The organism is Streptomyces sp. NPDC016459, assembly GCF_040632845.1.
Taxonomy (GTDB): domain Bacteria; phylum Actinomycetota; class Actinomycetes; order Streptomycetales; family Streptomycetaceae; genus Streptomyces.
In genome coordinates this window covers 196,321-221,608 of sequence record NZ_JBEYCR010000009.1, presented here as the reverse complement: position 1 = coordinate 221,608, position 25,288 = coordinate 196,321, and the positions used below count along the sequence as shown (strand labels likewise).

At 71.7% G+C, this 25,288-nt stretch carries 22 protein-coding genes and 1 riboswitch; of the genes, 7 read left to right on the top strand and 15 right to left on the bottom strand.

What is annotated here, in order from left to right; translation table 11 throughout:
- Positions 1–203 precede the first annotated feature (203 nt).
- Both ABZ567_RS22700 and ABZ567_RS22695 read left to right on the top strand, forming a co-directional pair.
- On the top strand, positions 204–833 hold the full coding sequence (locus tag ABZ567_RS22700) for a hypothetical protein (RefSeq protein WP_360792715.1): 630 nt from the start codon (positions 204–206) through the stop codon (positions 831–833).
- A 308-nt stretch (positions 834–1,141) separates the two neighbouring features.
- Positions 1,142–3,061: an AAA family ATPase gene (locus tag ABZ567_RS22695; protein WP_360792713.1), complete on the top strand. Its 1,920-nt coding sequence runs from the start codon at positions 1,142–1,144 to the stop codon at positions 3,059–3,061.
- Here ABZ567_RS22695 and ABZ567_RS22690 read toward each other — a convergent pair.
- From ABZ567_RS22690 to ribD, 10 genes are all read right to left on the bottom strand, one after another.
- A complete protein-coding gene (locus ABZ567_RS22690; protein WP_360792711.1) occupies positions 3,058–4,107 on the bottom strand; it encodes a hemolysin family protein in 1,050 nt (349 codons plus the stop codon). The two genes, ABZ567_RS22695 and ABZ567_RS22690, sit on opposite strands and share 4 nt — an antisense overlap.
- Positions 4,104–5,558, bottom strand: a complete 1,455-nt coding sequence (locus ABZ567_RS22685) for a CNNM domain-containing protein (protein ID WP_360792709.1) — start codon at positions 5,556–5,558, stop codon at positions 4,104–4,106. Before ABZ567_RS22685 ends, ABZ567_RS22690 begins: the two co-directional genes overlap by 4 nt.
- A gap of 283 nt (positions 5,559–5,841) precedes the next feature.
- On the bottom strand, positions 5,842–6,297 hold the full coding sequence (locus tag ABZ567_RS22680) for a PH domain-containing protein (protein ID WP_360792707.1): 456 nt from the start codon (positions 6,295–6,297) through the stop codon (positions 5,842–5,844).
- Between the two features lie 31 nt (positions 6,298–6,328).
- Entirely contained in the window at positions 6,329–7,177 is an 849-nt protein-coding gene (hisG, locus tag ABZ567_RS22675) for an ATP phosphoribosyltransferase (protein ID WP_360792705.1), read from the bottom strand.
- Positions 7,178–7,225: 48 nt separating this feature from the next.
- Entirely contained in the window at positions 7,226–7,507 is a 282-nt protein-coding gene (locus ABZ567_RS22670) for a phosphoribosyl-ATP diphosphatase (protein ID WP_030316370.1), read from the bottom strand.
- 35 nt (positions 7,508–7,542) lie between these two features.
- A complete protein-coding gene (ribH, locus tag ABZ567_RS22665) occupies positions 7,543–8,028 on the bottom strand; it encodes a 6,7-dimethyl-8-ribityllumazine synthase (RefSeq protein WP_360792703.1) in 486 nt (161 codons plus the stop codon).
- Positions 8,029–8,065: 37 nt separating this feature from the next.
- Positions 8,066–9,382 (bottom strand): bifunctional 3,4-dihydroxy-2-butanone-4-phosphate synthase/GTP cyclohydrolase II, encoded by a 1,317-nt coding sequence (locus ABZ567_RS22660; RefSeq protein ID WP_360792701.1) that lies wholly within the window; start codon positions 9,380–9,382, stop codon positions 8,066–8,068.
- The gene (locus ABZ567_RS22655) at positions 9,379–9,972 is read right to left on the bottom strand and encodes a nicotinamide mononucleotide transporter family protein (RefSeq protein ID WP_360792815.1); all 594 of its coding nucleotides are present in this window, start codon (positions 9,970–9,972) and stop codon (positions 9,379–9,381) included. Before ABZ567_RS22655 ends, ABZ567_RS22660 begins: the two co-directional genes overlap by 4 nt.
- Positions 9,973–10,016: 44 nt before the next feature.
- Complete coding sequence (locus ABZ567_RS22650; RefSeq protein WP_360792699.1) at positions 10,017–10,625, bottom strand: riboflavin synthase; 609 nt, start codon at positions 10,623–10,625, stop codon at positions 10,017–10,019.
- 2 nt (positions 10,626–10,627) lie between these two features.
- A complete protein-coding gene (gene ribD, locus ABZ567_RS22645; protein ID WP_360792697.1) occupies positions 10,628–11,740 on the bottom strand; it encodes a bifunctional diaminohydroxyphosphoribosylaminopyrimidine deaminase/5-amino-6-(5-phosphoribosylamino)uracil reductase RibD in 1,113 nt (370 codons plus the stop codon).
- A gap of 175 nt (positions 11,741–11,915) precedes the next feature.
- Positions 11,916–12,045: riboswitch (FMN riboswitch) on the bottom strand.
- 243 nt (positions 12,046–12,288) lie between these two features.
- Between ribD and ABZ567_RS22640 the strand changes: the two genes are divergently transcribed.
- Positions 12,289–14,658: a chitinase C-terminal domain-containing protein gene (locus tag ABZ567_RS22640; RefSeq protein WP_360792695.1), complete on the top strand. Its 2,370-nt coding sequence runs from the start codon at positions 12,289–12,291 to the stop codon at positions 14,656–14,658.
- Positions 14,659–14,811: 153 nt separating this feature from the next.
- On the opposite strand, the gene ABZ567_RS22635 is transcribed toward ABZ567_RS22640, so the two are convergent.
- The gene (locus ABZ567_RS22635) at positions 14,812–15,936 is read right to left on the bottom strand and encodes an ROK family transcriptional regulator (protein ID WP_360792693.1); all 1,125 of its coding nucleotides are present in this window, start codon (positions 15,934–15,936) and stop codon (positions 14,812–14,814) included.
- Between the two features lie 107 nt (positions 15,937–16,043).
- On the opposite strand from ABZ567_RS22635, the gene ABZ567_RS22630 reads away from it, so the two are divergent.
- From ABZ567_RS22630 to ABZ567_RS22620, 3 genes are all read left to right on the top strand, one after another.
- Complete coding sequence (locus ABZ567_RS22630) at positions 16,044–17,264, top strand: MFS transporter (RefSeq protein ID WP_360792691.1); 1,221 nt, start codon at positions 16,044–16,046, stop codon at positions 17,262–17,264.
- 243 nt (positions 17,265–17,507) lie between these two features.
- Positions 17,508–18,908, top strand: a complete 1,401-nt coding sequence (locus ABZ567_RS22625) for a solute carrier family 23 protein (protein ID WP_360792689.1) — start codon at positions 17,508–17,510, stop codon at positions 18,906–18,908.
- Positions 18,909–18,981: 73 nt separating this feature from the next.
- Positions 18,982–19,680, top strand: coding sequence for a DUF5995 family protein (locus ABZ567_RS22620; protein ID WP_360792687.1), 699 nt, complete (start codon positions 18,982–18,984; stop codon positions 19,678–19,680).
- A gap of 5 nt (positions 19,681–19,685) precedes the next feature.
- Here the strand turns inward: ABZ567_RS22620 and ABZ567_RS22615 are convergent, their stop codons facing one another.
- Together ABZ567_RS22615 and ABZ567_RS22610 are read right to left on the bottom strand one after the other, a co-directional pair.
- Entirely contained in the window at positions 19,686–21,398 is a 1,713-nt protein-coding gene (locus ABZ567_RS22615) for an NAD(P)/FAD-dependent oxidoreductase (protein ID WP_360792685.1), read from the bottom strand.
- Positions 21,399–21,456: 58 nt separating this feature from the next.
- Complete coding sequence (locus ABZ567_RS22610; RefSeq protein ID WP_360792683.1) at positions 21,457–22,263, bottom strand: carbon-nitrogen hydrolase family protein; 807 nt, start codon at positions 22,261–22,263, stop codon at positions 21,457–21,459.
- A 280-nt stretch (positions 22,264–22,543) separates the two neighbouring features.
- Between ABZ567_RS22610 and ABZ567_RS22605 the strand changes: the two genes are divergently transcribed.
- On the top strand, positions 22,544–23,116 hold the full coding sequence (locus tag ABZ567_RS22605) for a Repetin (RefSeq protein WP_360792681.1): 573 nt from the start codon (positions 22,544–22,546) through the stop codon (positions 23,114–23,116).
- Positions 23,117–23,188: 72 nt separating this feature from the next.
- Here the strand turns inward: ABZ567_RS22605 and ABZ567_RS22600 are convergent, their stop codons facing one another.
- Together ABZ567_RS22600 and ABZ567_RS22595 are read right to left on the bottom strand one after the other, a co-directional pair.
- A complete protein-coding gene (locus ABZ567_RS22600) occupies positions 23,189–23,644 on the bottom strand; it encodes an Lrp/AsnC family transcriptional regulator (protein ID WP_030204433.1) in 456 nt (151 codons plus the stop codon).
- 10 nt (positions 23,645–23,654) lie between these two features.
- A complete protein-coding gene (locus tag ABZ567_RS22595) occupies positions 23,655–25,118 on the bottom strand; it encodes an amino acid permease (RefSeq protein WP_360792679.1) in 1,464 nt (487 codons plus the stop codon).
- Between the last annotated feature and the right edge of the window lie 170 nt (positions 25,119–25,288).

Below are 25,288 nucleotides of genomic sequence, written 5' to 3'. Positions count from 1 at the left end.
GGAGGAATCCCCTGGGCGTGCGCGGACGGGCCCACGAGGTACGAGCCTTGGGCGTACGGACCGGGCCGCGCGGGCCCCACTATCGCGCGCGTGACCGGGCTCCGCCAGCACTTCGGGCCGCGTCGCCGCACCAATATTGGTCTTCACCACTGGCGGCGGCACCTTCCTGACCTGCGACGGTCCCCCTCCCCTACCCTGGCCCCATGGACGACCTCGACCACGCCGCGCGCGCCCTGCTCCGGCTGCCGCCCTCCTGCGGACCGGTCCGGCTGATCGGGGTCGACGGGCACGCGGGCTCCGGCAAGTCGACCCTGGCGACCCGGCTCTCCGCCGCCCTCGGTGACGCGCCGGTGCTCCACCTCGACGACCTCGCCACGCACGAGGAGCTGTTCGCGTGGGACGGCCGGCTGCGTGAGCAGGTCATCGGTCCCCTCTCGCGGGGCGAGACGGCCTCCTACCGCCCGTACGACTGGCGGCTGAGGCGATTCGGCGAGGAGCGGGCGCTTGCCCCTGCCCCCGTCGTGCTCGTCGAGGGCGTCGGCGCGGGCCGGCAGGTGGTGCGGCCGTTCCTGGCGTGGTTGCTGTGGATGGAGCGCGGTCCCGAGGAGTCCTGGGCGCGGGGGCGGCACCGGGACGGCCCGGAGCAGGCGGCCTTCTGGGACGGCTGGACCGTGGCGGAGACTCGCCATTTCACCGAGGACCCCTCCCGGCCTCACGCGGACACCCTGGTACGGGAGTGTCCGACGGGGTACGACTGGCTTCCCGGTCCCGGTGTGACAGCGGGCGCGGACCAGATCATCACGTACCGTGACGGCTCCCTGTCCGTGAACTGAGGGGCCGAAAGTCCGCTTTCGCAAGTGCCTCGACGCCGCTTGACCCACGGGGCGTAAAGGTCTTACGTTCTGAATGTGCGGCTTTTCGGAGCCGCCGCAGACACGAAGCCCCCGGTTGTTCCCCCGTGATCGGGGGCTTCGTTCTGCCCTCACGGTCCCCTTCGGGGCCCTCCACGACCCCTGTCGCTCACCCAGGGTCACCGCTTCCGGATCATGCGCTTCTCCTTAAGCGCGCACCCCCTGCGCAGGTACGATGCCCCCAGGTGCGGTCAAATCCCGTCCATGCGAAGACGGTTGTGGGGGACCCGATGGACATCGGCACACAGGGCGCGCAGGCCCCCGCCGAACTCGCCTGGCTGCGCGGAGTCGACGCCTACACGATGGGCGCCTATCCGCAGGCGGAGGACGAGTTCCGGACGGCGGTACGGATCGACCCCGGGATGGCGGACGCCTGGCTCGGGCTGCACGCGCTCCGGGTCGACACCACGACCGCGCTGCTGCGCATGTACCGCAGCCGCGACCGCTTCGGCGAACAGCGGGCCAGGTACCGGCGCACCCTCAACTCCTGGTACTGGCTGGGCTGGTGGGTGCAGCCGGTCCTGGAGAGCCCGCGCGACCTGCTGCTCGCGCACGCCTCCCACTGGCTCGACGGGCGTCACGTACCGGAGCTCGACCGGGCCCTCGCCGGGCTCCCCCCGGTCGACACGGACCCCCAGGTGCGCTTCCTGCACGCCTGCCGTGCCTATCTCGTCAAGGACTGGGACCAGCTCGTCCGGCACACCGAGACCCTCGTCGACGACCCGCTGCTCGGCATCGAGGCCGGTCTGTTCGGCGGCATGGCACGGGTCCGTCTGGAGATGTACGGCCAGGCGGAACCGCTCCTCTCGGCCTCGCTGATGCGGTGCCGCAGCGAGCAGCCCCAGCGCAAGGAGCTGCGCTACTGGCTGGCCCGCGCCCACGAGGGCACCGGACGCAGCGCCGCCGCCCTGCCGCTCTACCGGGCCGTGCACCGGATCGACCCGACGTTCATGGACACGGCCGCGCGGCTCGCCACGATCGCCGAGTACGACGGCTTCGAGGGGTACGACGGCGTGGACGATCCGGCTGGCCTCGCGACGGTCGCCCTCGGCACCGTCGGCGGGGGCCTCGGGCAGGAAGCCGGGGACACCGCGCCCGGCACCGACCCCGATCCCGGGCCGCTGGGCGACGGACTGCTGCTCGCGCCCGAGCCCGTACCGCCGACGGCGCCGGTCACGCCGCCGGAGCCCGTACGGCAGAAGGCCTCCCTTCCCGCCCAGCCGATGCCGCCGCGCTTCCCCGAGGGCCCCACCGATCCGGCGCTGCTCGCGCAGGCGCTCGCCGAGCTGGAGGGCATGGTCGGCATGGAGCCGGTGAAGCGGCAGGTCAAGGCGTTGTCGGCGCAGTTGGAGATGGCGCGGCTGCGCGCCGGGCAGGGCCTTCCGGTCCAGCCGCCCAAGCGCCACTTCGTCTTCTCCGGACCGTCGGGGACCGGGAAGACCACGGTGGCCCGCATCCTCGGCCGGGTCTTCTACGCCCTCGGTCTGCTCGGCGGGGACCATCTGGTGGAGGCCCAGCGGGCCGACCTGGTGGGCGAGTTCCTCGGGCAGACGGCGGTCAAGGCCAACGAGCTGATCGACTCGGCGGTCGGCGGGGTGCTCTTCGTGGACGAGGCGTACGCGCTCTCCAACACCGGCTACAGCAAGGGCGACGCCTACGGGGACGAGGCCCTCCAGGTCCTCCTCAAGCGGGCCGAGGACAACCGGGACCACCTCGTGGTCATCCTGGCCGGCTACCCCGAGGGCATGGACCGTCTGCTCAGCACCAACCCGGGGCTCTCGTCCCGGTTCACCACCCGGGTCGACTTCCCCTCGTACCGACCTCTGGAACTGACCGCGATCGGCGAGGTGCTCGCGGCGGCCAACGGCGACGGCTGGGACGAGGAGGCCCGCGAGGAGCTGCGCTCGATCAGCGGGCACGTCGTCGAGCAGGGCTGGATCGACGAGCTGGGCAACGGACGTTTCCTGCGCACCCTGTACGAGAAGTCCTGCGCGTACCGGGATCTGCGGCTCTCCGGATGGCCGAGCATCCCGAGCCGGGAGGACCTCGCCACCCTCCGGCTCGCCGACCTGATGCAGGCGTACGGCGAGGTGCTGTCGGGCCGCGGTCCGGTCGACCGCGGCCCGCGGCAGGAGCCGCCGGGGTACTAGACGGACGCCGTACGCGCCGTCCGCACCCGGTGCGCGGGGTCACGGACCTCACCCACCAGCATCTCCAGGACGTCCTCCAGGGCGACGAGACCGAGCACCCGGCCCGAACCGTCCTCGACCTGGCCCAGATGGGTGGCCGCGCGGCGCATCACGGTCAGGGCGTCGTCGAGGGGCAGTTCCGCGCGGAGCGTCGCCATGGGGCGCCACAGCCGCGGCGGCACCGGCCGCTCCCGTTCCTCCAGGTCCAGAACGTCCTTCACGTGCACGAACCCCGTGAAGCCGGCACCCGCGTCGGCCCGGACCGGGAAGCGCGAGTACCCGGTGCGTACGGTCAGCTCCTCGATCTCCCGTGGGGTGACCGTCGGCGGGACGGTGACCAGGGAGGCCGGGGCGATGAGGACGTCCGTCACCGGGCGCGTGCCCAGTTCGAGGGCGTCTTCCAGGCGCTCCTGCTCGGCCGGGTCGAGCAGACCTGCCTGTCCCGCGTCCTCGACGAGCCGGCCCAGCTGGGCCCGGGTGAAGACCGCCTCCACCTCGTCCTTCGGCTCCACCCCGAACGCCCGCAGGACGAGCCGGGCGCAGGCGCCGAGCGCGGCCGTTACCGGGCGGCAGAGCCGGGCGAAGGCGACCAGGGTCGGGGAGAGCCAGAGCGCGGTCCGCTCGGGCGCGGCCATCGCCAGGTTCTTCGGAACCATCTCGCCGATGACGAGGTGGAGGAAGACGACCGCGGCGAGGGCGATGACGTACCCGAGCGGATGGATGAGCCCCTCGGGAACGCCGACCGCGTGGAAGACGGGTTCGAGGAGACGGGCGACGGTCGGCTCGGCGACGGCGCCGAGCGTCAGGGAGCAGACGGTGATGCCGAACTGGGCGGCCGCCATCATCTGCGGCAGGTTCTCCAGACCGTGCAGGACCTGCTTGGCACGGGCACCGCCGAGTGGCTCGATCTGGCTGCGGCGGACGGAGACGAGCGCGAACTCGGCTCCGACGAAGAAACCGTTCGCCAGGACGAGGAGGACGGCGAAGAGAAGCGGAAGGGTGCTCATCGGACGCCCTCCGAGACCAGCGGGGCGGACGCGGGCACGGGAACCGGTCCCGCTCCGGGGACCCGACGCGTGCCCGCACCAGGGTCCGGGGCGGGGCTCGTAACCGGGTCCGGGACCGGGGCGGGGGCCGTGCCCGTAGCCGGGTCCGCCCGGACGAGGTGGACGCGCTCGGCGCGGTAGCGGTCGACCTGGCGTACCGAGAGGCGCCAGCCGGGGAGTTCGGCGCGGTCGCCAGGGGCGGGGATGCGCCCGAGGAGATCGGCGACGAGCCCGGCGACGGTCTCGTACGGCCCGTCGGGCACGTCGAGGCCTATCCGGCGCAGGGTGTGGACCCGGCAGGAGCCGTCGGCGTCCCAGGCGGGCCGGCCGTCCTCGGCGGGGGCGGCGGCCAGTTCCGGCCGCCCGGCGCTCACGGTGTCGTGCTCGTCGCGGACCTCGCCGACGAGTTCCTCGACGATGTCCTCCAGGGTGACGACCCCGGCCGTACCGCCGTACTCGTCGACGACCACCGCGATCGGTTGCTCGCGGCGCAGCCGCTCCAGCAGGGTCTGGGCGGGCAGCGACTCGGGCACGAGGAGCGGGGGGACCGCGATCCGGCCGACGGGGGTCCGCAGCCGGGCGGGCGGGTCGACGGCGAGCGCGTCCTTGAGGTGGACCATGCCGACGATCTCGTCGATGCGGTCGCGGTAGACCGGGAAGCGCGAGAGACCGGTGGCCCGGGTGAGGTTGAGGACGTCGGCCGCGGTGGCGTCCCACTGCAGGGCGCTCACCTTCACGCGCGGGGTCATGACCTGCTCGGCGGTGAGTCCACCGAGGGACAGCGTCCGTACGAAGAGGTCCGCGGTGTCCTGTTCGAGGGCGCCGGCCAGGGCGGAGTGCCGGGCCAGGGAGACCAGCTCACCGGGGGTGCGGACGGAGTCCAGCTCCTCGGTGGGCTCGACACCCAGGAGCCGCACCAGATGGTTGGCGACCCGGTTCAGGAGGGAGATCACCGGCCGGAAGACGGCCGAGAAGCAGCGCTGCGGGGTGGCCACGAAGCGGGCCACCTGGAGCGGCCGTGAGACCGCCCAGTTCTTCGGGACGAGCTCGCCGACCACCATCTGGACGGCGGAGGCGAGCAGCATGCCGATCACCACCGCGATCCCGGAGACGGCCCCTTCGGGCAGTCCGGTCGCGGTGAGCGGGCCGTGCAGCAGTCCGGCGAGCGCGGGCTCGGCGAGCATGCCGACGACGAGGGAGGTGAGCGTGATGCCCAGTTGGGTGCCGGAGAGCTGGAAGGAGAGCTCGCGCAGGGCGGCGACGACGGTGCGGGCGCGCCGGTCGCCGGCGGCCGCGGCCCGCTCGGCCTCGGCGCGCTCGACGGTCACGAGGCCGAACTCGGCGGCCACGAAGAAGCCGTTGGCGAGGATGAGGACGAAGGCCGCGACGAGCAGCAGAAGGGAGACGATCATGCCGCCGCCTCCGGGAAGGGGGCGACGCGGGTACTACCGGACGATCCGTCCATTGCTGGAGGGAGTCACTCCTCGGGTCGAAGGGTGGTGGCCTCGCGGGCCGTGTCGGCGGCCCTGCACACGCGAGGCGGTGGTGCCGCTCGGCACCACCGCCTCCAGGGTAATCACGTGCGGGCCCCGAGGGGCAGGGGGCCGGCTCCGGATGGGGGACGGACGGGGGTTCCACCGGAGGGCATCCGTCCGGTGGACCCCGAGGTCCTTCCCGTGGTCCGGGAGGGCCGGATCAGGCCGACCGCTCCGCGCCCGTCCCGTGCGCCTCGGCCAGGGCCCGCAGGGCGCGGGCGTCCCGGATGGCCGCTTCCTTGGCGATACCGGGCTGGATGCCGAGCGCGGGCAGGCTGGTTCCGTCGCTCAGGTCCAGGAAGACCCAGGCGTCGCCGGGGCGCAGGTTCACCTTGAGGATCTCCGCCCAGGCGAGGCGCCGGGTCCGGGTGATGTTGACGACCGTGACGCCCTCGTCGTCGGCGACGACCTTGGGGCGGCTCAGGAGCACGAGCACTCCCGAAAGGAGCGCGGCGGTGAAGATGAAGCTGACGCGCTCCCCCGGTCCGAGCCGTTCCAGCATCAGCGCCACGGCGGTGATGACGACGAACATCACGAGCCCCACGGTCAGCAGGACGGCCCGGGTGCGCCCGGGACGGAAGGTGACCGGAAGGGCGGGGAGGGAGGGCTCGGACATCGGGGTTCCTCGGGGCGGACGGTCCGTGCCGTCAGAGGCGGCAGGCGTGGATGGCGGTGGTGAGGATGGCGCGGGCGCCGATCTCGTACAGGTCGTCCATGATCCGCTGCGCCTCCTTGGCGGGGACCATCGCACGGACCGCGACCCAGCCCTCGTTGTGCAGCGGGGAGATGGTCGGGGACTCCAGGCCGGGGGTGAGGGCGACGGCCTGCTCCAGGTGCTCGGCGCGGCAGTCGTAGTCCATCATCACGTACGAGCGGGCGACGAGGACGCCCTGGAGACGGCGGAGGAACTGCTGGACCTGGGGGTGGTCGTCCCCGGCGCCGTGGCGGCGGACGACGACGGCCTCGGAGGTCAGGATCGGCTCGCCGATGACCTCCAGACCCGCGTTGCGCAGGCTGGTGCCGGTCTCGACGACGTCCGCGATGACCTGGGCGACGCCCAGCTGGATCGCGGTCTCGACGGCGCCGTCCAGGTGGACGACGGAGGCGTCGATGCCCTGGTCGGCGAGGTGCTTGGCGACGATGCCCTCGTAGGAGGTGGCGATCGTCATGCCGCCGAAGTCCTCGGGGCCGCTCGCGGTGCCCGGCCGGGTGGCGTACCGGAAGGTGGAGCGACCGAAGTTCAGCGCGAGGATCTCCTCGGCACTGGCGCCGGAGTCCAGGAGCAGGTCACGGCCGGTGATGCCGATGTCCAGCTTCCCGGACGCGACGTAGATCGCGATGTCCTTGGGGCGCAGGTAGAAGAACTCGACCTCGTTGTCCGGGTCGATGACCACGAGCTCCTTGGACTCCTTGCGCTGGCGGTAGCCGGCCTCATGGAGCATTGCCGACGCAGGTCCGGAGAGGGAACCCTTGTTGGGAACGGCGATGCGCAGCATGGGGTGGGCTTCCTTTGCCTGGGAGTTTCGGAGAGGGGGACGCGTGGCTCAGAGGTGGGCGTAGACGTCGTCGAGCGAGATCCCGCGGGCGACCATCATCACCTGGACGTGGTACAGCAGCTGCGAGATCTCCTCGGCGGCCGCTTCCTTGCCCTCGTACTCGGCGGCCATCCAGACCTCGGCGGCCTCTTCGACGACCTTCTTGCCGATGGCGTGGACGCCCTTGTCCACCAGCTCCGCGGTGCGGGAGGTGGCCGGGTCGCCGGTCTCGGCCTTGAGCTTGAGCTCGGCGAAGAGCTCTTCGAAGGTTTTACGGGTTCCGTTCGCCATGATGGTCCTAAGAGTACGGGGTGAGGGTCGCGCACTCAGCGCCAGGGTTCGCTGACCGTACGCAGCGTGGTCGCGGTGGCGACGGCGGCGGTGACGGCCTCGTGGCCCTTGTCCTCGCGGGAGCCTTCGAGTCCGGCCCGGTCGAGGGCCTGCTCCTCGTCGTCGACGGTGAGGACGCCGAATCCGACGGGTACTCCGGTGTCGATCGAGACCTGGGTGAGGCCGTGGGTGACGCCCTGGCACACGTACTCGAAGTGCGGCGTTCCGCCGCGGATGACGACGCCGAGCGCCACGATGGCATCGTAGCCGCGGCCGGCGAGGACCTTCGCCACGACCGGGAGCTCGAAGCTGCCGGGGACGCGCAGCAGGGTGGGCTCCTCGATGCCCAGCTCGCTCAGGGCGCGCAGGGCTCCGTCGACGAGACCGTCCATGATCTTCTCGTGCCACTGGGCCGCGATGACCGCCACTCGCAGGTCGCCGCAGTTCTTCACGCTGAGGACGGGTGCGCCCTTGCCGCTCATGTCTCTCCTTGCCGGATGTTCGGTCGTACGTAGGTGATTACTGGTTGCCGCAGGTGGAGGCCGGGGGGCCGTCCAGCCAGGGCAGGTCGTGGCCCATCCGGTCCCGCTTGGTGGTCAGGTACCGGAGGTTGTGCTCGCCCGCCGTGACCGGCATCGGCTCGCGGCCCCGGACCATGAGGCCGTACCGGGTGAGGGCGTCGATCTTGTCGGGGTTGTTGGTCATGAGGCGCAGGCTGCGGACGCCCAGGTCGCCGAGGATCTGCGCGCCGGCCGCGTAGTCGCGGGCGTCGGCGGGCAGCCCGAGTTCCAGGTTGGCGTCAAGGGTGTCGCGGCCGCGCTCCTGGAGTTCGTACGCGCGCAGCTTGGACAGCAGGCCGATGCCGCGGCCCTCGTGACCCCGGAGGTAGACGACGACGCCGCGGCCCGCCTCCTGGATCCGGTCGAGGGAGGCCTGGAGCTGGGGGCCGCAGTCGCAGCGCAGGGAGTGGAAGATGTCGCCGGTGAGGCACTCGGAGTGGACCCGGACCAGGACGTCCTCGCCGTCACCGATCTCGCCGTGGACGAGCGCGACGTGCTCCACGCCGTCGACGGTGGAGCGGTAGCCGTACGCGGTGAAGTCGCCGTGCGCGGTGGGGAGCTGGACCTCGGCCTCGCGGCGGACGGTCGGCTCGGCGGAGCGCCGGTAGGCGATCAGGTCCTCGATGGAGATGATCGTCAGGCCGTGCTTGCGGGCGAAGGGGACCAGCTCGGGCAGGCGCAGCATGACGCCGTCCTCGCCGGCGATCTCGACGATCGCGCCGGCCGGGCGGAGCCCCGCGAGGCGGGCCAGGTCGACGGCGGCCTCGGTGTGCCCGTTGCGGGCGAGGACGCCGCCGGCCTTGGCGCGCAGCGGGAAGATGTGGCCGGGGCGGACGAAGTCGGAGGGTTCGTGGGCGCCGCCGGCCAGCATCCTCAGGGTGGTGGCGCGGTCGGCGGCGGAGATGCCGGTGGTGACGCCGTAGGCGGGGCCGGCGTCGACGGAGACGGTGAAGGCGGTCCGCATCGACTCGGTGTTGTGCTCGACCATCTGCGGGAGCTGGAGGCGCTCCAGTTCGTCGTCCTCCATGGGGGCGCAGATGAGGCCGCGGCACTCGCTCATCATGAAGGCGATGATCTCGGGCGTGGCCTTCTCGGCGGCGATGACGAGGTCGCCCTCGTTCTCGCGGTCCTCGTCGTCGACGACGACGACGGGCCGGCCGGCCGCGATGTCCCGGATGGCCTGCTCGACGGGGTCGAGGGCGAGGTGGGTGGCGTCCCAGAGGGAATCGCGGGGGGCTGCGGGCAGGGCGGTGGCGGGCGTCGGGCGGGCACTCATGCGTGGGCTCCCTTCAGAGCGGCGGGAGCGGTGCGCGTCCGGAGCCACCAGTCGCGCATGCCCCAGATCACGAGGGCGAAGTAGATGACGTACACCAGGCCGGAGAAGGCGAGGCCGCTGTTGAAGGCGAGGGGGACGCCGACGAGGTCGACGAGGAGCCAGGCGAACCAGAACTCGACCAGGCCACGGGCCTGGGCGATCATCGCGACGAGGGTGCCGACGAAGATGTACGCGTCGGCCCAGGGGCTCCAGGAGAGCGACGGGTAGAGGGTGAAGAGCCCGCCGACGGCGAGGGTGCCGACGACCGCGCCGGTGAGGAGCAGGCCCCGCTCCTTCCAGGTGGCGAAGCGGACGGCGATGGAGCCGTCCTGGGCCTGCTGCCTGCCCTTGTTCCACTGCCACCAGCCCCAGGCGGCGACCCCGATGACGAGGAGCTGCTTGCCGACGCCGCCGGAGAGGTGGGCGGAGGCGTAGGCGCCGACGAGGATGACGCCGGAGAGCAGCTGGGCGGGCCAGGTGAGGATGGAGCGGCGCCAGCCGAGTGCGAGGGCTATGAGTCCGATCGTGTTGCCGATCATGTCGGACCACATGATGCGCTGGTCGAGGACGGTGAACGCCTCGGAGTTGAGCCAGTTCACTTGACGTTCTCCTTGGCGTCGGTGCCGAGCAGCCGCTCGACGTACTTGGCGATGACGTCCACTTCGAGGTTGACCGGGTCGCCGCTCTTCTTGATGCCGAGCGTGGTCAGGTCGAGGGTGGTGGGGATGAGGCTGATGGTGAACCAGTCGTCGGTGACCTCGACGACGGTGAGGCTGACGCCGTCGACCGTGATCGAGCCCTTCTCGACGACGTACCGGGAGAGGTGGGCGGGCAGGCCGACCTTGACGAGTTCCCAGTGCTCGGACGGGGTCCGCTCCAGGATCGTGCCGGTGCCGTCCACGTGGCCCTGGACGATGTGGCCGCCGAGGCGGCCGCCGACGGCCATGGGCCGCTCCAGGTTGACGCGGGACCCGGTCTCCAGGGCGCCGAGGCTGGACCGCTTGAGGGTCTCGGCCATGACGTCGGCGGTGAACTCGCCGTCGCCGGACTCGACGACCGTGAGACAGACACCGTTGACGGCGATGGAGTCGCCGTGCTGGGCGCCTTCCGTGACCAGGGGGCCGCGCAGTCGGAAGCGGGAGGCGTCCTCCAGCTGCTCGACGGCGACGACCTCGCCCAGTTCTTCGACGATTCCGGTGAACACGGTCAGGCTCCCTTGAGGGTGGCGGTGATGCGGAGGTCGGGTCCGACGCGGGTGGTCTCGGTGACGTCGAGCCGCAACGCGTCGGTGATGGTGCCGATTCCCGCGTCGGCGAGGGCGGCGGGGCCGGCGCCGAGGAGGACCGGGGCGAGATAGCCGACGACCTGGTCGACGGCGCCCGCTGCGACGAAGGCACCCGCGAGGGTGGGGCCGCCTTCGAGGAGGACGGAGCGGACACCGCGCGCGTGGAGGGCGTCCAGGAGGGCGGGTACGGACAGGCCGCGCTCGGAGCGGGGGACGCGTACGACCTCGGTCGTGGCGGTGCCGGCGCCGGTGGGCCGGGCGGTTTCGGGGAGCGGGCTCTCGGCGTCCTCCGCGATCGCGATCAGCGTGGGAGCCACGTCGTCCAGGACCCGGGCGCCGGGCTTCACGGCGGTCGCCTCGGTGTCGACGACGACCCGCAGCGGCTGGACGGCTCCTTCGATGCCGCGGACGGCCAGATGGGGGTCGTCGGCGCGGGCGGTGCCGGAGCCGACCACGACGGCGTCGGCCTCGGCGCGGAGCCGGTGGACGTCGGCGCGGGACTCGGCGGAGGTGATCCAGCGGGAGGTGCCGTCGGCGGCGGCGATCCGGCCGTCGAGGGTGGCGGCGTACTTCCACCGGACGAAGGGGCGGCCGTGGCGTACGGAGGTGAGCCAGGCGATGTTGACCGCCTCGGCCTCGTCGGCGAGGAGTCCTTGGGAGACCTCGGTCCCGGCGGCGCGCAGGGTGGCGGCGCCGCCCGTGGCCTGGGGGTTCGGGTCGCCGACCGCGTACACGACCCGGCTGATCCCGGCCTCGACGAGGGCCTGGGCGCAGGGGCCGGTGCGGCCGGTGTGGTTGCAGGGTTCGAGGGTGACGTAGGCGGTGCCGCCGCGGGCCAGGACACCGGCCTCGCGCAGGGCGTGGACCTCGGCGTGGGGGCCTCCGGCGCGCTGGTGCCAGCCCTCGCCGACCCGGTGGCCCGAGGCGTCGGTGATGATGCAGCCGACGACGGGATTGGGGCTGGTGGCGCCGAGTCCGCGGGCGGCGAGCTCGACGGCGCGTCGCATGGCGGTGGTGTCGGCCTGCTGGGCCACCGGGTCCTCCTGCCTCTTCGGGCACGGACTCCGGGGCCTGTCGATGACGACAGAGAGCGGGAACGACGCCTGGCGCAGGGTGCGCCGAAGCCGAGGTCACACGGGTACGCCGATCGGTGACGACACGGCGACCAGCGGACGTACGGCCGGCACACCCCGAAAGGGGTCGAGCCCGCCGCGCACTGCCTCCCATCCGGACTTTCACCGTCGGTCCAGGAATCTCACCTGGTCAACCGGCCGCTGGCTGCGGACGGGTCGCGGACTATACCGCCGGTTCGGAATTACACCGACCCCGGAGTGCGCTGCTGCTGATACAGGGCCAGTGTGCCACGACCCGCGCGGGGTGATGCGGCCGGCCTCCTGTGGGCTGACTCACATGCCCTCCTCTCGGACCTCTTTGGTCCAGACCTATTGACGCACTGGTCTAGTCCTCTTAATCTCCGTGTCACCTCCGAGGAACGGTCCGGCGGGGTGCGCACTCTCCGGGCCCAACACGACCCACCCCCTTGTTCGTTGTGTTCCACCACCTCTCCCAGGAGGAACCGATCGTGTCGTCCCCCCTCACGAAGAGAGCGTCGCTGCTCGCTTCCGGCGCGGCCGTCGCCGGACTGCTGCTCAGTTCGCTGGCCGGCGGCGTCTCCTACGCGGCCGACAACGAGTCCTGTCGCCCCGACGGGCTCTACAAGACGCCGGGCGTCGACGTCCCGTACTGCTCGGTCTACGACACCGAGGGCCGCGAGAAGATGGGCGCGGACCACCAGCGACGCGTCATCGGCTACTTCACCGGTTGGCGCGACGGCAAGAACGGCCAGCCCGCGTACCTGGCCAAGGACATCCCGTGGCAGAAGATCACCCACATCAACTACGCCTTCGGTCACATCGGCGGGGACAACAAGCTCTCCGTCGGCGCGGACGGTCCCACCAACGCCGCCACCGGGATGACCTGGCCCGGTGTCGCCGGGGCCGAGATGGACCCCGCCTACGCCTACAAGGGCCACTTCAACCTGCTCAACAAGTTCAAGAAGCAGCACCCGCACGTGAAGACGCTGATCTCGGTCGGCGGCTGGGCCGAGACCGGCGGCTACTTCGCCGCCAACGGCGACCGGGTGAACTCCGGCGGCTTCTACTCGATGGCCACCAACGCCGACGGTTCGGTCAACCAGGCCGGGATCGACACCTTCGCCGCCTCTTCCGTCGACTTCATCCGGAAGTACGGGTTCAACGGGGTCGACATCGACTACGAGTACCCGACGACCATGAAGGACGCGGGCAACCCGCTCGACTGGCAGTTCGCCAACGCGCGCCGCGCGGGCCTCGTGCAGGGTTACGCGGCTCTCATGAAGTCCCTGCGCGAGAAGCTGGACAGGGCCGGCGCCGCCGACGGCAAGCACTACCTGCTGACCGTCGCCGCCCCCTCCTCCGGCTACCTGCTGCGCGGCATGGAGACCTTCCAGGTGCAGAAGTACCTGGACTACGTCAACATCATGTCCTACGACCTGCACGGCGCCTGGAACGAGTACGTCGGGCCCAACGCCTCCCTCTTCGACGACGGCAAGGACGGCGAACTCGCCGCCGCCAACGTCTACGGCTCGGCGCAGTACGGCGGCATCGGTTACCTCAACACCGACTGGGCGTACCACTACTTCCGCGGTTCGATGCCGGCCGGCCGCATCAACATCGGCCTGCCCTACTACACCCGCGGCCACAAGAACGTGCAGGGCGGCACCGACGGCCTGTGGGGCAAGGCCTCCGCGGCCACATGCCCGGCCGGAGCGGGTCTGACCAAGTGCGGTGACGGCGCCGTCGGCATCGACAACCTGTGGCACGACAAGGACACCAACGGCGTCGAGTCGCCGGCCGGCTCCAACCCGATGTGGCACGCCAAGAACCTGGAGAAGGGGATCGTCGGCGACTACGTCACCCAGTACGGCTTCCCGGCGAACACCACGCTGACCGGCACCTACACCCGCAAGTACGACTCGACCCTGGTCGCGCCGTGGCTGTGGAACGCGCAGAAGAAGGTCTTCCTCTCCACCGAGGACGAGCAGTCGGTGGCCGCGAAGGCCGACTACGTGGTCGCCAAGGGCATCGGCGGCACCATGGTCTGGGAGATGGCCGGCGACTACGCCTGGAACGCCGCCAAGGGCCAGTACGAGATGGGCTCCACGCTCACCTCGCTGATGTACGACAAGTTCAAGGCGGCCACCCCGTACGGCGCGAAGAAGTCGGACAAGGCGCTGCCGACCCGGGCCGTGAAGATCGACGCCCAGTTCACCGAGTTCAAGCTGGGCGACTCGAACTACCCGATCACCCCGAAGATCAAGATCACCAACAACACGGCGGCGACCCTGCCGGGCGGTACGGAGTTCCAGTTCGACTACGGCACCTCGGCCCCGGGCAACGCCTCCGACCAGTCGGGCTTCGGCACGAAGGTGATCAGCAGCGACCACACGGGGTCCAACGTGGGCGGCCTGAAGGGCGACTTCCACCGCGTCTCCCTGAAGCTCCCTGCCTGGCAGTCGCTCGCCCCGGGCGCCACGGTCGACCTGGCGTTCAACTACTACCTGCCGGTGTCCACCCCCTCCAACTGGACGGTGAACATCAACGGCACGACGTACGCCCTCGCCGGCGACCTGGCGCGCGGCACGACGGTGGTGGAGCCGGGCTCCACGACCCCGCCGACCACGCCGCCCACCACCCCGCCGACGACTCCCCCGACCACGCCTCCGACCACTCCGCCGACGACGCCGCCCACCACGGGCTGCACCGTCCCGGCGTACGTGGCGGGCACGGTCTACAACGCGGGCAACGAGGTCTCGCACAACGGCCGCAAGTGGAAGGCCCAGTGGTGGACCCAGAACGAGGAGCCGGGCAAGACCGGCGAGTGGGGCGTCTGGAAGGACCTCGGCGCCTGCTGACCCTCCCCTCCTGAACCCCCGGCGGCGGAATCTCACGGCCCTTGCCGTCGCCGGGCTCCCCTCCGCGCCGCGCCTCCCTGTCCGGGGCGCGGCGCGGGTGCGTTCCCCCTGCGAGCCGGCCGGGTCACCTCGCCGAGGCGGACCGTCCTGCCGCTACGGGAACAGCTGGTCCTGCGCCGCGTCGCGGGCCCGCAGGAGGGCGCCGCGGAGGACGGCCGTATCGCCGAGGCTGGTGGGCCGGACCTCCGCGCGCAGGGGCGAGAGGGCCGCGAGGGCGGACTGCACGCGCGCGGCGAGTCCGGCGCCGCCCTGGTGGCCGGTCTCGCCGGCGAGGACCACACAGCCGGGGTCCAGGACGGAGACGATCGCGGCCGCTCCCACGGCGAGGCGGTGGGCGAGGGCGTCGAGGAAGGGTTCGTGCCCCGAGGCGAGCGCGTGCGCCGGGTCGAGCCCGTGCGTGGTGGCGAGGGCCTCGACGGCGGCCGCGCAGGCCAGCTCGTGGAAGCCGCCGTCGCAGTCGGTGGCCGAGGGCAGCCCCGAGGTGCCGGGCACGGGCAGGAAGCCGACCTCGCCCGCGCCGCCCGAGGCCCCGCGGCGCAGCCGCCCGTCGAGGACGACGGCGGCGCCGACGCCCTGGCCGAGCCAGAGCAGGACGAAGTCCTCCCGGTCGCGGGCGGCGCCCTCGCGCAGTTCCGCGACGGCGGCGAGGTTGGTCTCGTTCTCGACGAGGACGTCGGCCGGCAGCCGCTCCTGGAGGACGGCGACCAGGCGCCGGTGCCAGGCGGGCAGTCCCGTGGAGTCGCGCAGTTCGCCGGTGGCCGGGTCGATCAGTCCGGGGGCTCCGACGGCGACGGTGTGCAGCCGGTCGGCGCCCGCCTCCTTCGCGGTCCGCTCCAGGAGGCTGACGGCCTTCTCGACGGCCGCTCCCGTACCGCTGTCGTCGCCGACGGGGACGGACGCCTCGGCGAGGGTGCTGCCGAGCAGGTCGGCGACGGTGACGGAGACGGAGCTGGTGCGGACGTCGAGCGCGGCGAGGTGGGCGCGGTCGGCGACGAGCCCGTACAGCTTGGCGTTGGGGCCTCGGCGCTCGGCTCCGGACTCCCCCACCACGTGGACGAGCCCCGAGCCCTGGAGCCGTTCGACGAGGTCGGCGACGGTGGGGCGGGAGAGTCCGGTGAGGGCCTTGAGCTGAGTGGCCGTCAACGGGCCCTCGTCCTGGAGCAGTCGCAGGGCGAACCGGTCGTTGATGGCTCGTGCGGTGCTCGGGGATGCGGCCATGCGGCGATCCTCTCAGACTCGTGGGGAGGGGACCTCCCCCCGCGGTCTATTTATCAGGCAGGGTTCCTGATAGTTTACGCGGCACACCACGACCACCGGGAGGGCCCATGGCGGCGGACACCGTCACCAGCACCGATCGCCTGCGGCGGGCGCGCTTCGCCGTCGCCGCCGTGTTCTGCGTCCACGGCGCCGTCACCGGCAGCTTCGCGACCCGGATCCCCTGGATCCAGGAACACGCGGACGTCAGCGCCGGACAGCTCGGGCTCGCGCTCGCCTTCCCGGCGCTCGGCGCCTCGCTCGCGATGCCGCTGGCCGGGGCCATCGGCCACCGCTTCGGCGCCCGCACGGCCTTGCGCGGCCTGCTCGTCCTGTGGACGCTCGCGCTGACGCTGCCCTCGCTCGCCCCGAACATCTGGGGCCTGTGCGGCGCGCTCTTCGTGTTCGGCGCCACCGCCGGCATGTCCGACGTGGCGATGAACGCGCTCGGCGTCGAGACCGAGAACCGGCTCGGCAAGTCCATCATGTCCAGCCTGCACGGCATGTGGAGCGCGGGCGCCCTCATCGGCTCCGCCGCAGGCACGGTCGCCGCCCACCTCGGCGCCGACGCCCGGATCCACCACCTGATCGCGGCCCTGGTCCTCACCGCGCTCGGACTGCTGTTCTGCCAGGGCGTGCTCGACGTGCACAGCACCCCGGACGAGGAAGCCCCGCCGCGCTTCTCGCTGCCGCCGAAGTCCGCCCTGGTCATCGGCGCGATCGGGTTCTGCGCGGTGTTCGCGGAGGGCGCCAGCCTCGACTGGTCGGCCGTCTACCTCCGGGACGAACTGGGCAGTTCCGCCGGGCTCGCGGCCGCCTCCACGACCGCCTTCGCCCTGACCATGACCGTCGCCCGCCTCGTCGGCGACCGAGTCGTGGACCGCTTCGGCGCGGTCCGTACGGTACGGGTCGGGGGCGCCGTCGCCACCCTCGGCGGGGTCATGGTCGTCCTCGCCCCGCACGCCGCCGTCGCCATGGCGGGATTCGGTCTGATCGGGCTCGGTGTCGCGGTCGTCGTCCCGCTCGCCTTCGCGGCGGCCGGGCGCAGCGGCCCCAACCCCAGCCAGGCCATCGCGGGCGTCGCCACCATCACGTACACCTCGGGCCTGATCGCCCCCTCGGCCATCGGCGGCATCGCCGACGCGACCTCCCTGGTCGTCTCCTTCGGCCTGGTCACGCTGCTCACCCTGGGGCTGGTGGTCGGCGCGGGCGTGCTCAGGTCGGCCGGCCGGAAGGCGGCGGCGGCCCCGGCGGCGCCCTCGACGAAGACGTCCGGCCCGGTGGGCGGCTAGCCACCCGCCGCGGGTAGGCGCACGGTCGGCCGCCCACCGGTCGGCACTCGGTTGCCACCCGCCGCTGGCCGGCGCACGTTCGGCCCGCCGCGGGTAGGCGCACCGTCGCCCCCCGTTGGTCTGCCCACGGTCGGCCGTCCGCCGCTGGTCGGCGCCTGGTCCGGCCGGTGGCGGCGCATACCATGTGGCTGATCTTCTGCGGTCGTGCCACGGCCGCCAGAACCGGAGAACGGGAGCGACCTCATGAACCTCGGTGTGCGCTGGAGCCTGCACGGCGACGGGCGAACACCCGCTCCCGGAGCCGTCGTCCGCCCGGACGAACGGCTCTCCTGGCCCCGTACCGTCGGCCTCGGCGCCCAGCACGTGGTCGCGATGTTCGGGGCGTCGTTCGTGGCCCCGGTGCTCATGGGTCTCGATCCGAACCTGGCGATCATGATGTCCGGTGTCGCGACCGCGATCTTCCTCCTCGCGACCCGCGGCACCGTCCCCTCCTACCTGGGCTGCTCGCTCTCCTTCGTCGGCGTCGCCGCCGCCATCCGGGCGTCCGGGGGCACGAGCGCCACCGTGACCGGTGCCGTCCTCGTCGTGGGCGCGGTGCTCTTCCTCTCCGGTCTCGCGGTCCGCAGATTCGGCGCGCGGATCATCCACGCGGCGATGCCCCCGGTCGTGACCGGCGCCGTCGTCATGCTGATCGGCTTCAACCTGGCCCCGGTCACCGCCGCGACGTACTGGCCGCAGGACCAGTGGACGGCGCTCCTCGTGATGCTGTTCACCGGCCTCGCCGTGGTCTGCCTGCGGGGGTTCTGGTCCCGGATCGCGATCTTCCTCGGCCTGATCTTCGGCTACGGCATCTCCTGGGTCTTCGACCTCGTCTTCGGCAAGATCCACTCGATGTCCCCGTCCGGCCAGGTCGGCGACCACTGGCGGCTCGACCTCTCCGCCGTCTCCGGAGCGGACTGGATCGGTCTGCCCTCGTTCCACGGGCCGAGCTTCGAGTGGTCCGCGATCCTGGTCGCGCTGCCCGTCGTCATCGCCCTGATCGCCGAGAACGCCGGACACGTCAAGGCCGTCGGCGAGATGACCGGCAGGCCGCTCGACGACCAGCTCGGCACCGCGATCGCCGCCGACGGCGCCGCCTCGATGCTGTCGACGGCCGTGGGCGGCCCGCCGAACACCACGTACTCCGAGAACATCGGCGTCATGGCCGCCACCCGCGTCTACTCGACCGCCGCCTACTGGGCCGCGGCCGGCTTCGCCCTGCTCTTCGGGCTCTGCCCGAAGTTCGGCGCGGTCGTGGCCGCCATCCCCGGGGGCGTCCTGGGCGGCATCACCGTCATCCTGTACGGCATGATCGGCCTGCTCGGCGCCCAGATCTGGATCAACGCCGAGGTGGACCTGCGCAACCCGCTCAACCTGGTCCCGGCCGCCGCCGGCATCATCATCGGCGTCGGCGGGGTGAAGCTGACCTTCACCGACACCTTCGAGCTGGGCGGCATCGCGCTCGGCACGATCGTCGTCATCACCGGCTACCACGTGCTGCGCGCCTTCGCCCCGGCACACCTCAAGGAGCAGGAGCCCCTGCTCGACTCGGGGACCAGCGCGTACGAGAGCACGTCCGGTGACGAACCGGCGCCGAAGAACTGAGTGATTCGCCCGTTCTGGGGAAGCGTGGCCGAGGGTGTTCCCTCCCGGGCCCGGCTCCTGGGACGCTGCCCCCATGGCGCAGACCACGCAGATCGGGCAGTTCACCGCGGTCGACCCGCTGGTCGAGCGGATGCGCACCATCCGCTCGGCCTGGCATCCGGCGGACGGTGTCGCCGTCTTCAACCGGGTCTATCTGACGGTCACGGAGGAGATCGGCCACGCCATCGAGTCCGGCGCCTTCACCGACCGCCGGGCGGCCGCGACCCTCGACGTGCGCTTCGCCGAGCGCTACCTGTCGGTCGTCGACGCCGTCGCCACCGGGGGCCCCGCCCCGGCCTGCTGGCGGCCGCTCTTCCACTACCGGCGGCATCCCGGCGTACGGCCGCTGCAGTTCGCGCTGGCCGGCATCAACGCGCACGTCGGGCACGACCTCGCGCTCGCCGTGGTCGACACGTGCCGGGCTCTCGAGTGCGCTCCCGCGGATCTGGAGGACGAGTTCGACCGGGTCGGCGACATCCTCGTACTCCTCGAGGAGCGGATCCGCGAGGAGGTGACGCCGGGCCCGGACCTGCTGGAGATCACGGACCCGCTGACGCATCTGCTGGGCTGCTGGAGCCTGGACCGGGCCCGTGACGGGGCCTGGCTGGCCGCCCGCTCGCTCTGGCAGCTGCGCGAACTGCCTGACCTGGCCGAGGAGTTCAGGGAACGCCTCGACCGGTCGGTGGGCCTGGTGGGGCGGATGCTGCTCACCCCGCTGGCCCCGCGCGGCTGAGCCTGTCAGTCCTCCGGCAGCTCGACCGGGGCGATGTCCTCGTAGACGTCACCCGGGCCCGGGTTGGTGCCGTCGGTGGCGCCGCCGAAGTGGTGCATCACGCCCCAGACGGCGTTGAGCGCCGTCTGCACCGCGCCCTCGGCCCAGCCGGCCGTCCAGGAGATGTCGTCGCCCGCGAGGAAGATGCCCCGCTTGTCCTCGGGCAGCCGGTCCTGCATGAAGTGGGTGAACAGGCGCCGCTGGTAGCGGTAGTGACCCGGCAGGTTCGCCTTGAACGCGCCCATGAAGTAGGGCTCGTTCTCCCAGGAGACGGTGACCGGGTTGCCGATGATGTGCTTGCGGATGTCGACCTTCGGGTAGATCTCGCCGAGCGACTTCAGCATGACCTCCATCCGCTCGTTCGCGGAGAGAGGCAGCCACTTCAGGCTGTCGTCGCACCAGGTGTACGAGAGGCAGATGACGGCCGGCTTGTCCGGGCCCTCGTCGAGGAGGTAGGTGCCGCGGGTCATCCGGTCGGTGAGCGTCATCGACATGACGTCCCGGCCGGTCGGATTTCCCCTGTCGTCGACGGCCTTGTCCAGCCAGAACGGCCGGTCGACCGGCACGAAGAGCTTCGACGACTCCATGTAGTGGGTCCGCTCGATCGCCGTCCAGTGGTCGATCGGGAAGAGCGAGTCGTCACAGGCGATCTTGGAGAGCAGCATCCATGACTGCGCGGTGAAGATCGCCGCCTGGTACGTACGGATGTCGCCGGAGGCGTCGGTGACGGTGATCCGGTTGCCGGCGGTCCGGTTCAGCCGGGTGACGGCGGGCTTCGGGGCGCCCTCGTGCAGGGAGCTGAGCGAGGTGCCCTGCGCCCAGTGGACGATCTTCTCGGGCTCGCGCTCCCACAGGCGCACCGGCAGCTGCTGCGAGCCGCCGACGATGCCGCGGTGGTGGTCGTCCGCCTCGGTGTAGACGACGCGGAGGATCTCCAGGATGGAGTTGGGGAAGTCGGTGTCCCAGCCGCCGGTGCCGAAGCCGACCTGGCCGAAGATCTCGCGGTGCCGGAAGGACTTGAAGGACTCCGACTCGCAGAGGAAGCCGTAGAAGGTCTGGTTGTCGAGCTTCTCGACCAGCTTCGACCAGATCTCGCGGATGCGCGGGACGTCCCGCTCGCGCATGGCCTGGTTCATGTCGGAGAAGTCGGCGCCCTCGTCCAGGCAGGCGTTCCACGCGTTCATCACGTCGCGGTAGACCTGCGGAAGGTCGTCGACCGTGGTGGCGTAGTGGGACTCGCCCTTGAGATCCACGACGGTCGACGGGGTCGACTCGGCCAGCGGGTTCGGGAAGGGCCTGGTCTCCAGGCCGACCAGGTCGATGTAGTGCTGGAGCGCGGTCGAGGAGGGCGGGAAGCGCATGGCGCCCATCTCGGCGGTGAGGCCCTCGGTGGCGGTGCCCTCGAAGCCCACGGTCCGCAGCCGGCCGCCGATCTGGTCGGCCTCGTAGACGACGGGCTTGAGGCCCATCTTCATCAGCTCGTACGCGGCGATGATGCCGGAGAGCCCGCCGCCGATGACGGCGACCTCGGTGCCGTGCTCGGTGGCCGGTATCTGGCCGAGCCCGGCCGGGTGGGCCAGGAAGTCGTCGTAGGCGTACGGGAAGTCCGGACCGAACATGGTGATCGGCGGCTGGCCGTCGCTGTGGGGGACGGCGGTCGTGGGCACCGTGGACGTCATGGGGTACGGACTCCTTGCACGAAAGGTGGGGCAGGTCGGGAAGGCGGGAGGGGCCGGCTCAGACGAGGGAGCCGTAGAGCCCGGGGCGGCGGTCGGCGAGGTAGGGGTTGCCCGCGCGCGAGGCCGCGAGGAAGGCGGGGTCGACGTCGCCGAGGACGAGGTCCTCACCGCGGCCGGCGCGGGCGCGGGCGGTGCCGTCGGGGCCCGCGAGGGTGGAGAGGCCCACGAACTCGAAGTCGCCCTCCGGGCCGGTCCGGTTGGCGTACGCGATGTAGAGCTGGTTCTCGAAGGCGCGTACGGGCACGACGGACTCGGCGACGATCTCGGCGGGGTGCATGAGCGCGGTCGGTACGAGGAGGAGGTCCGTACCGGCGAGCGCCTGCGCCCGGACGTTCTCGGGGAACTCCACGTCGTAGCAGATCATCAGGCCGACGGTGAGGCCGCCGAGCTCGGCCTGCACGACGGACTGCTCGCCGGGGGTGAACCACTGGGTCTCGAAGCCGCCGTAGAGGTGGGTCTTCCGGTAGTGCGCGAGCGTCTCGCCGTCGGCGCCGATGAGCTGGGCGGAGTTGTGCAGCACCCCGTGCCGCTCGGTGTTCCGCTCCGGGTAGCCGTAGCCGACGGCCAGGCCGTGGCGGACGGCGATGGCCGCGACGGCTCGGGCGGAGGGGCCGTCGGCCGGCTCGGCCAGGCGCGCCATGTCGGCGCCGATGGCGTACCCGGTGAGGAAGAGCTCCGGGGCGAGCAGCAGGCCCGCGCCGGCGTCGGACGCGCGGGCCGCGGCCTCGTCGAGGATCTTGAGGTTGGCGGCCACGTCACCGAGCTCGCCGGAGCTCTGGAGCAGTGCGGTGCGCAGCGCGGGCATGCGTGATCCTCGGGGGGTCGGAGTGCAAGGGGAAGACGTCCAAAACGGTACGGTTTCGCGCTCTGCCGGGACAAGGCGGGAGCGTTGCGGACCGACCGTCGAACCGTTGCGCGATCCGAGGTGCGCCCGGCGATTCGTTGCGTACGGCTCCGACCGGGGGCGTACGGCTTCCCCGCCGCGCGGCGGAGAGCGGAACCCTCCCCGGGCGCGACGCCCCGGCGCGGCCCGCGCGGAAGAGTGGTGGTCGTCCGGGAGACCTCACGACAAGGACCTCGTCGCCATGAACCGTCGTACGAAGATCGCCGCCCTCGCCGCCGCCCTGCTGATCACGGCGGGGGCCGCCGGCTCCGCCGTCGCCACGGGACACGCCGTGGACGTCATGGCCCTCGCCCCGGCGCGGACCGTGCAGCAGGAGGCGGCGGCGCTGACCGGCACCGCCAAGCTGTACCGGCCGGCCGGGGACGACATCACGTTCTCCTTCGACGCGCGTCTCGCGGGGAAGGACCGGCAGGATCCGCTGAAGGCCACCGGCACGTTCCGCTTCAGCCACTACAAGGGCGACCGGGGCGGATACGCCGAGGTGAAGGTCGACTGCCTGACCACGGGCGGCAAGGTGGCCGTCGTGTCCGGCGTCGTCGTCGAGACGGATGTGAAGGAGTTCCGCAAGGCGCGCGTCGGCGTCACGGTGCACGACGACGCCGCCGGCGACCGGCTCGGCTACACCTGGATGACCGCCGACCCGCGGAAGGACAGGATCCCGCCGTGCCTCAGCGGCGCGCCGTTCGAGAAGGTCCGCGCGGGAACGGGCGACTTCGACGTCACGCCCTGGGAGTTCGTCCACCCGACCGAATAGACCGCCCCACGGGGGTGGGCGGGCGAAGGGCGGTGCGGGAACCACGGCCCGCACCGCCCCTGCCGCCCGGCCCTAAGCGGGAGAGCCCGAGGAGAAGCGCCGCAGCAGCGGCGAGAGCACGAGGACGGACTTGGTGCGCTCCACGAACGGCTCGCCCGCGATCCGCTCCAGGACCCGTTCGAAGTGCCGCATGTCCGAGGCGAAGACCTGGACGACGGCGTCCGCGTCGCCGGTGACGGTCGACGCGGACACCACTTCGGGGTACCGCTCCAGACCTCGCCGGATGTCGTTCGGCGAGGTGTTGTGGCGGCAGTAGATCTCGACGAACCCCTCGGTCTCCCAGCCCAGCGCCGCCGGGTCCACCCGTACGGTGAACCCGGTGATGGCGCCCTCGGCCCGGAGCCGGTCCACGCGTCGCTTCACGGCGGGTGCGGAGAGACCGACGAGCGAGCCGATGTCGGCGTAGCTGCGGCGGGCGTCCTCCGCGAGGGCGTGGACGATGCGTTCGTCGAGGTCGTTGAGTCGCACTACGGGTGGATCACTTCTCTGTGGTGGCCAGGCGGGAGCGGCGCATGCCGTACAGGAAGTAGAACACGAGGCCCGCGGCCATCCAGCAACCGAAGACGACCCAGGTGATCGCGTCGAGGCTGAACATGTTGTAGACGCAGAACAGGAAGCCGAGGATCGGGAAGGTCCAGCCGAGCGGCACGCGGAAGGTGCGGTCCATGGTCGGGCGGGTGCGGCGCAGCACGATCACCGCGATGTTGACCAGCGCGAAGGCGAAGAGGGTGCCGATGCTGGTCGCGTCGACGAGCTTGCCCAGCGGGATGACGGAGGCGAGGGCGCCGCAGAACAGCGCCACGATGACGGTGTTCACGCGGGGGGTGCCCGTCTTGCCGCTGACCTTGCCGAAGACCTTGGGCACGAGGCCGTCGCGGGACATCGCGAAGAGCACCCGGGTCTGGCCGTAGAGGACGGTCAGCACGACGCTGGCGATGGAGATGACGGCGCCGGCGGCGAGCAGGGTGCCCCAGAACTTCTGGCCGCTGACGTCGTTCATGATCGCGGCGAGCGAGGCCTCGGACCCCTCGAAGTCCTTCCAGTTCCACGCGCCGACGGCGACGGCGGCGACGAGGACGTAGAGCACGGTCACGATGAGCAGCGACAGCATGATCGCGCGGGGCAGGTCGCGCTTGGGGTCCTTGGCCTCCTCACCGGCGGTGGAGGCGGCGTCGAAGCCGATGTAGGAGAAGAAGAGGCTGGCTCCGGCAGCGCTGACGCCGGCCATGCCGAGGGGCATGAAGTCGGCGTAGTTGCCGGACTTGAAGCCCATGAAGCCGATGGCGCAGAAGAGCACGAGTGCGGCGATCTTCACGAAGACCATGACCGTGTTGACCACGGCGGACTCGCGGGCGCCGCCGAGCAGGAAGACCATCGCGAGCAGGACGACGATCAGGCCGGGCAGGTTGATGAAACCGCCCTCGCCCGGGGCCGAGGAGACCGCGTCGGGGAGGGTGACGCCGATCGTGCCGTCGAGCAGCTCGTTGAGGTACTCGCCCCAGCCGACGGCCACGGCGGCGACGGACACGCCGTACTCCAGGACCAGGCACCAGCCGCAGATCCAGGCGACGAGTTCACCCATCGTTGCGTACGCGTACGAGTACGAGGAGCCGGCAACCGGTATGGAGCCGGCCAGCTCCGCGTACGAGAGGGCGGAGAAGAGGGCGGTGAGGCCGGCGATGACGAAGGCGACCGTGACGGCGGGGCCGGCCTTGGGAACGGCGTCGCCGAGGACGACGAAGATGCCGGTGCCGAGCGTGGCACCGATGCTGATCATGGTCAGCTGCCACATGGAGAGCGAGCGGCGGAGGTTGCCTCCCTCGCCCTGTCCACCCTCTGCGACCAGCTGTTCCACCGGCTTGCGACGGGTGAGAGCGCCGAGAGCGGAGGTCTTGCGGGTGGTCGTGTCGACGACCGGTGGGGCTGCGCCGTGGTCCAGCACTGCGGAGGCTCCTTATCGCTGCCTGTAGGCGGGGCGAGGACCGCGGCGGTGCGTGGGCATGACGAGTCAGACCCACGGGGGAAGGGGAACCGCCGAGCAGACGGTCGCCGCCACTCCTGGTACGAGGCATGAGCCTAAGCGCCAGGGTTCGCACTCGTAATGCAGGGTTG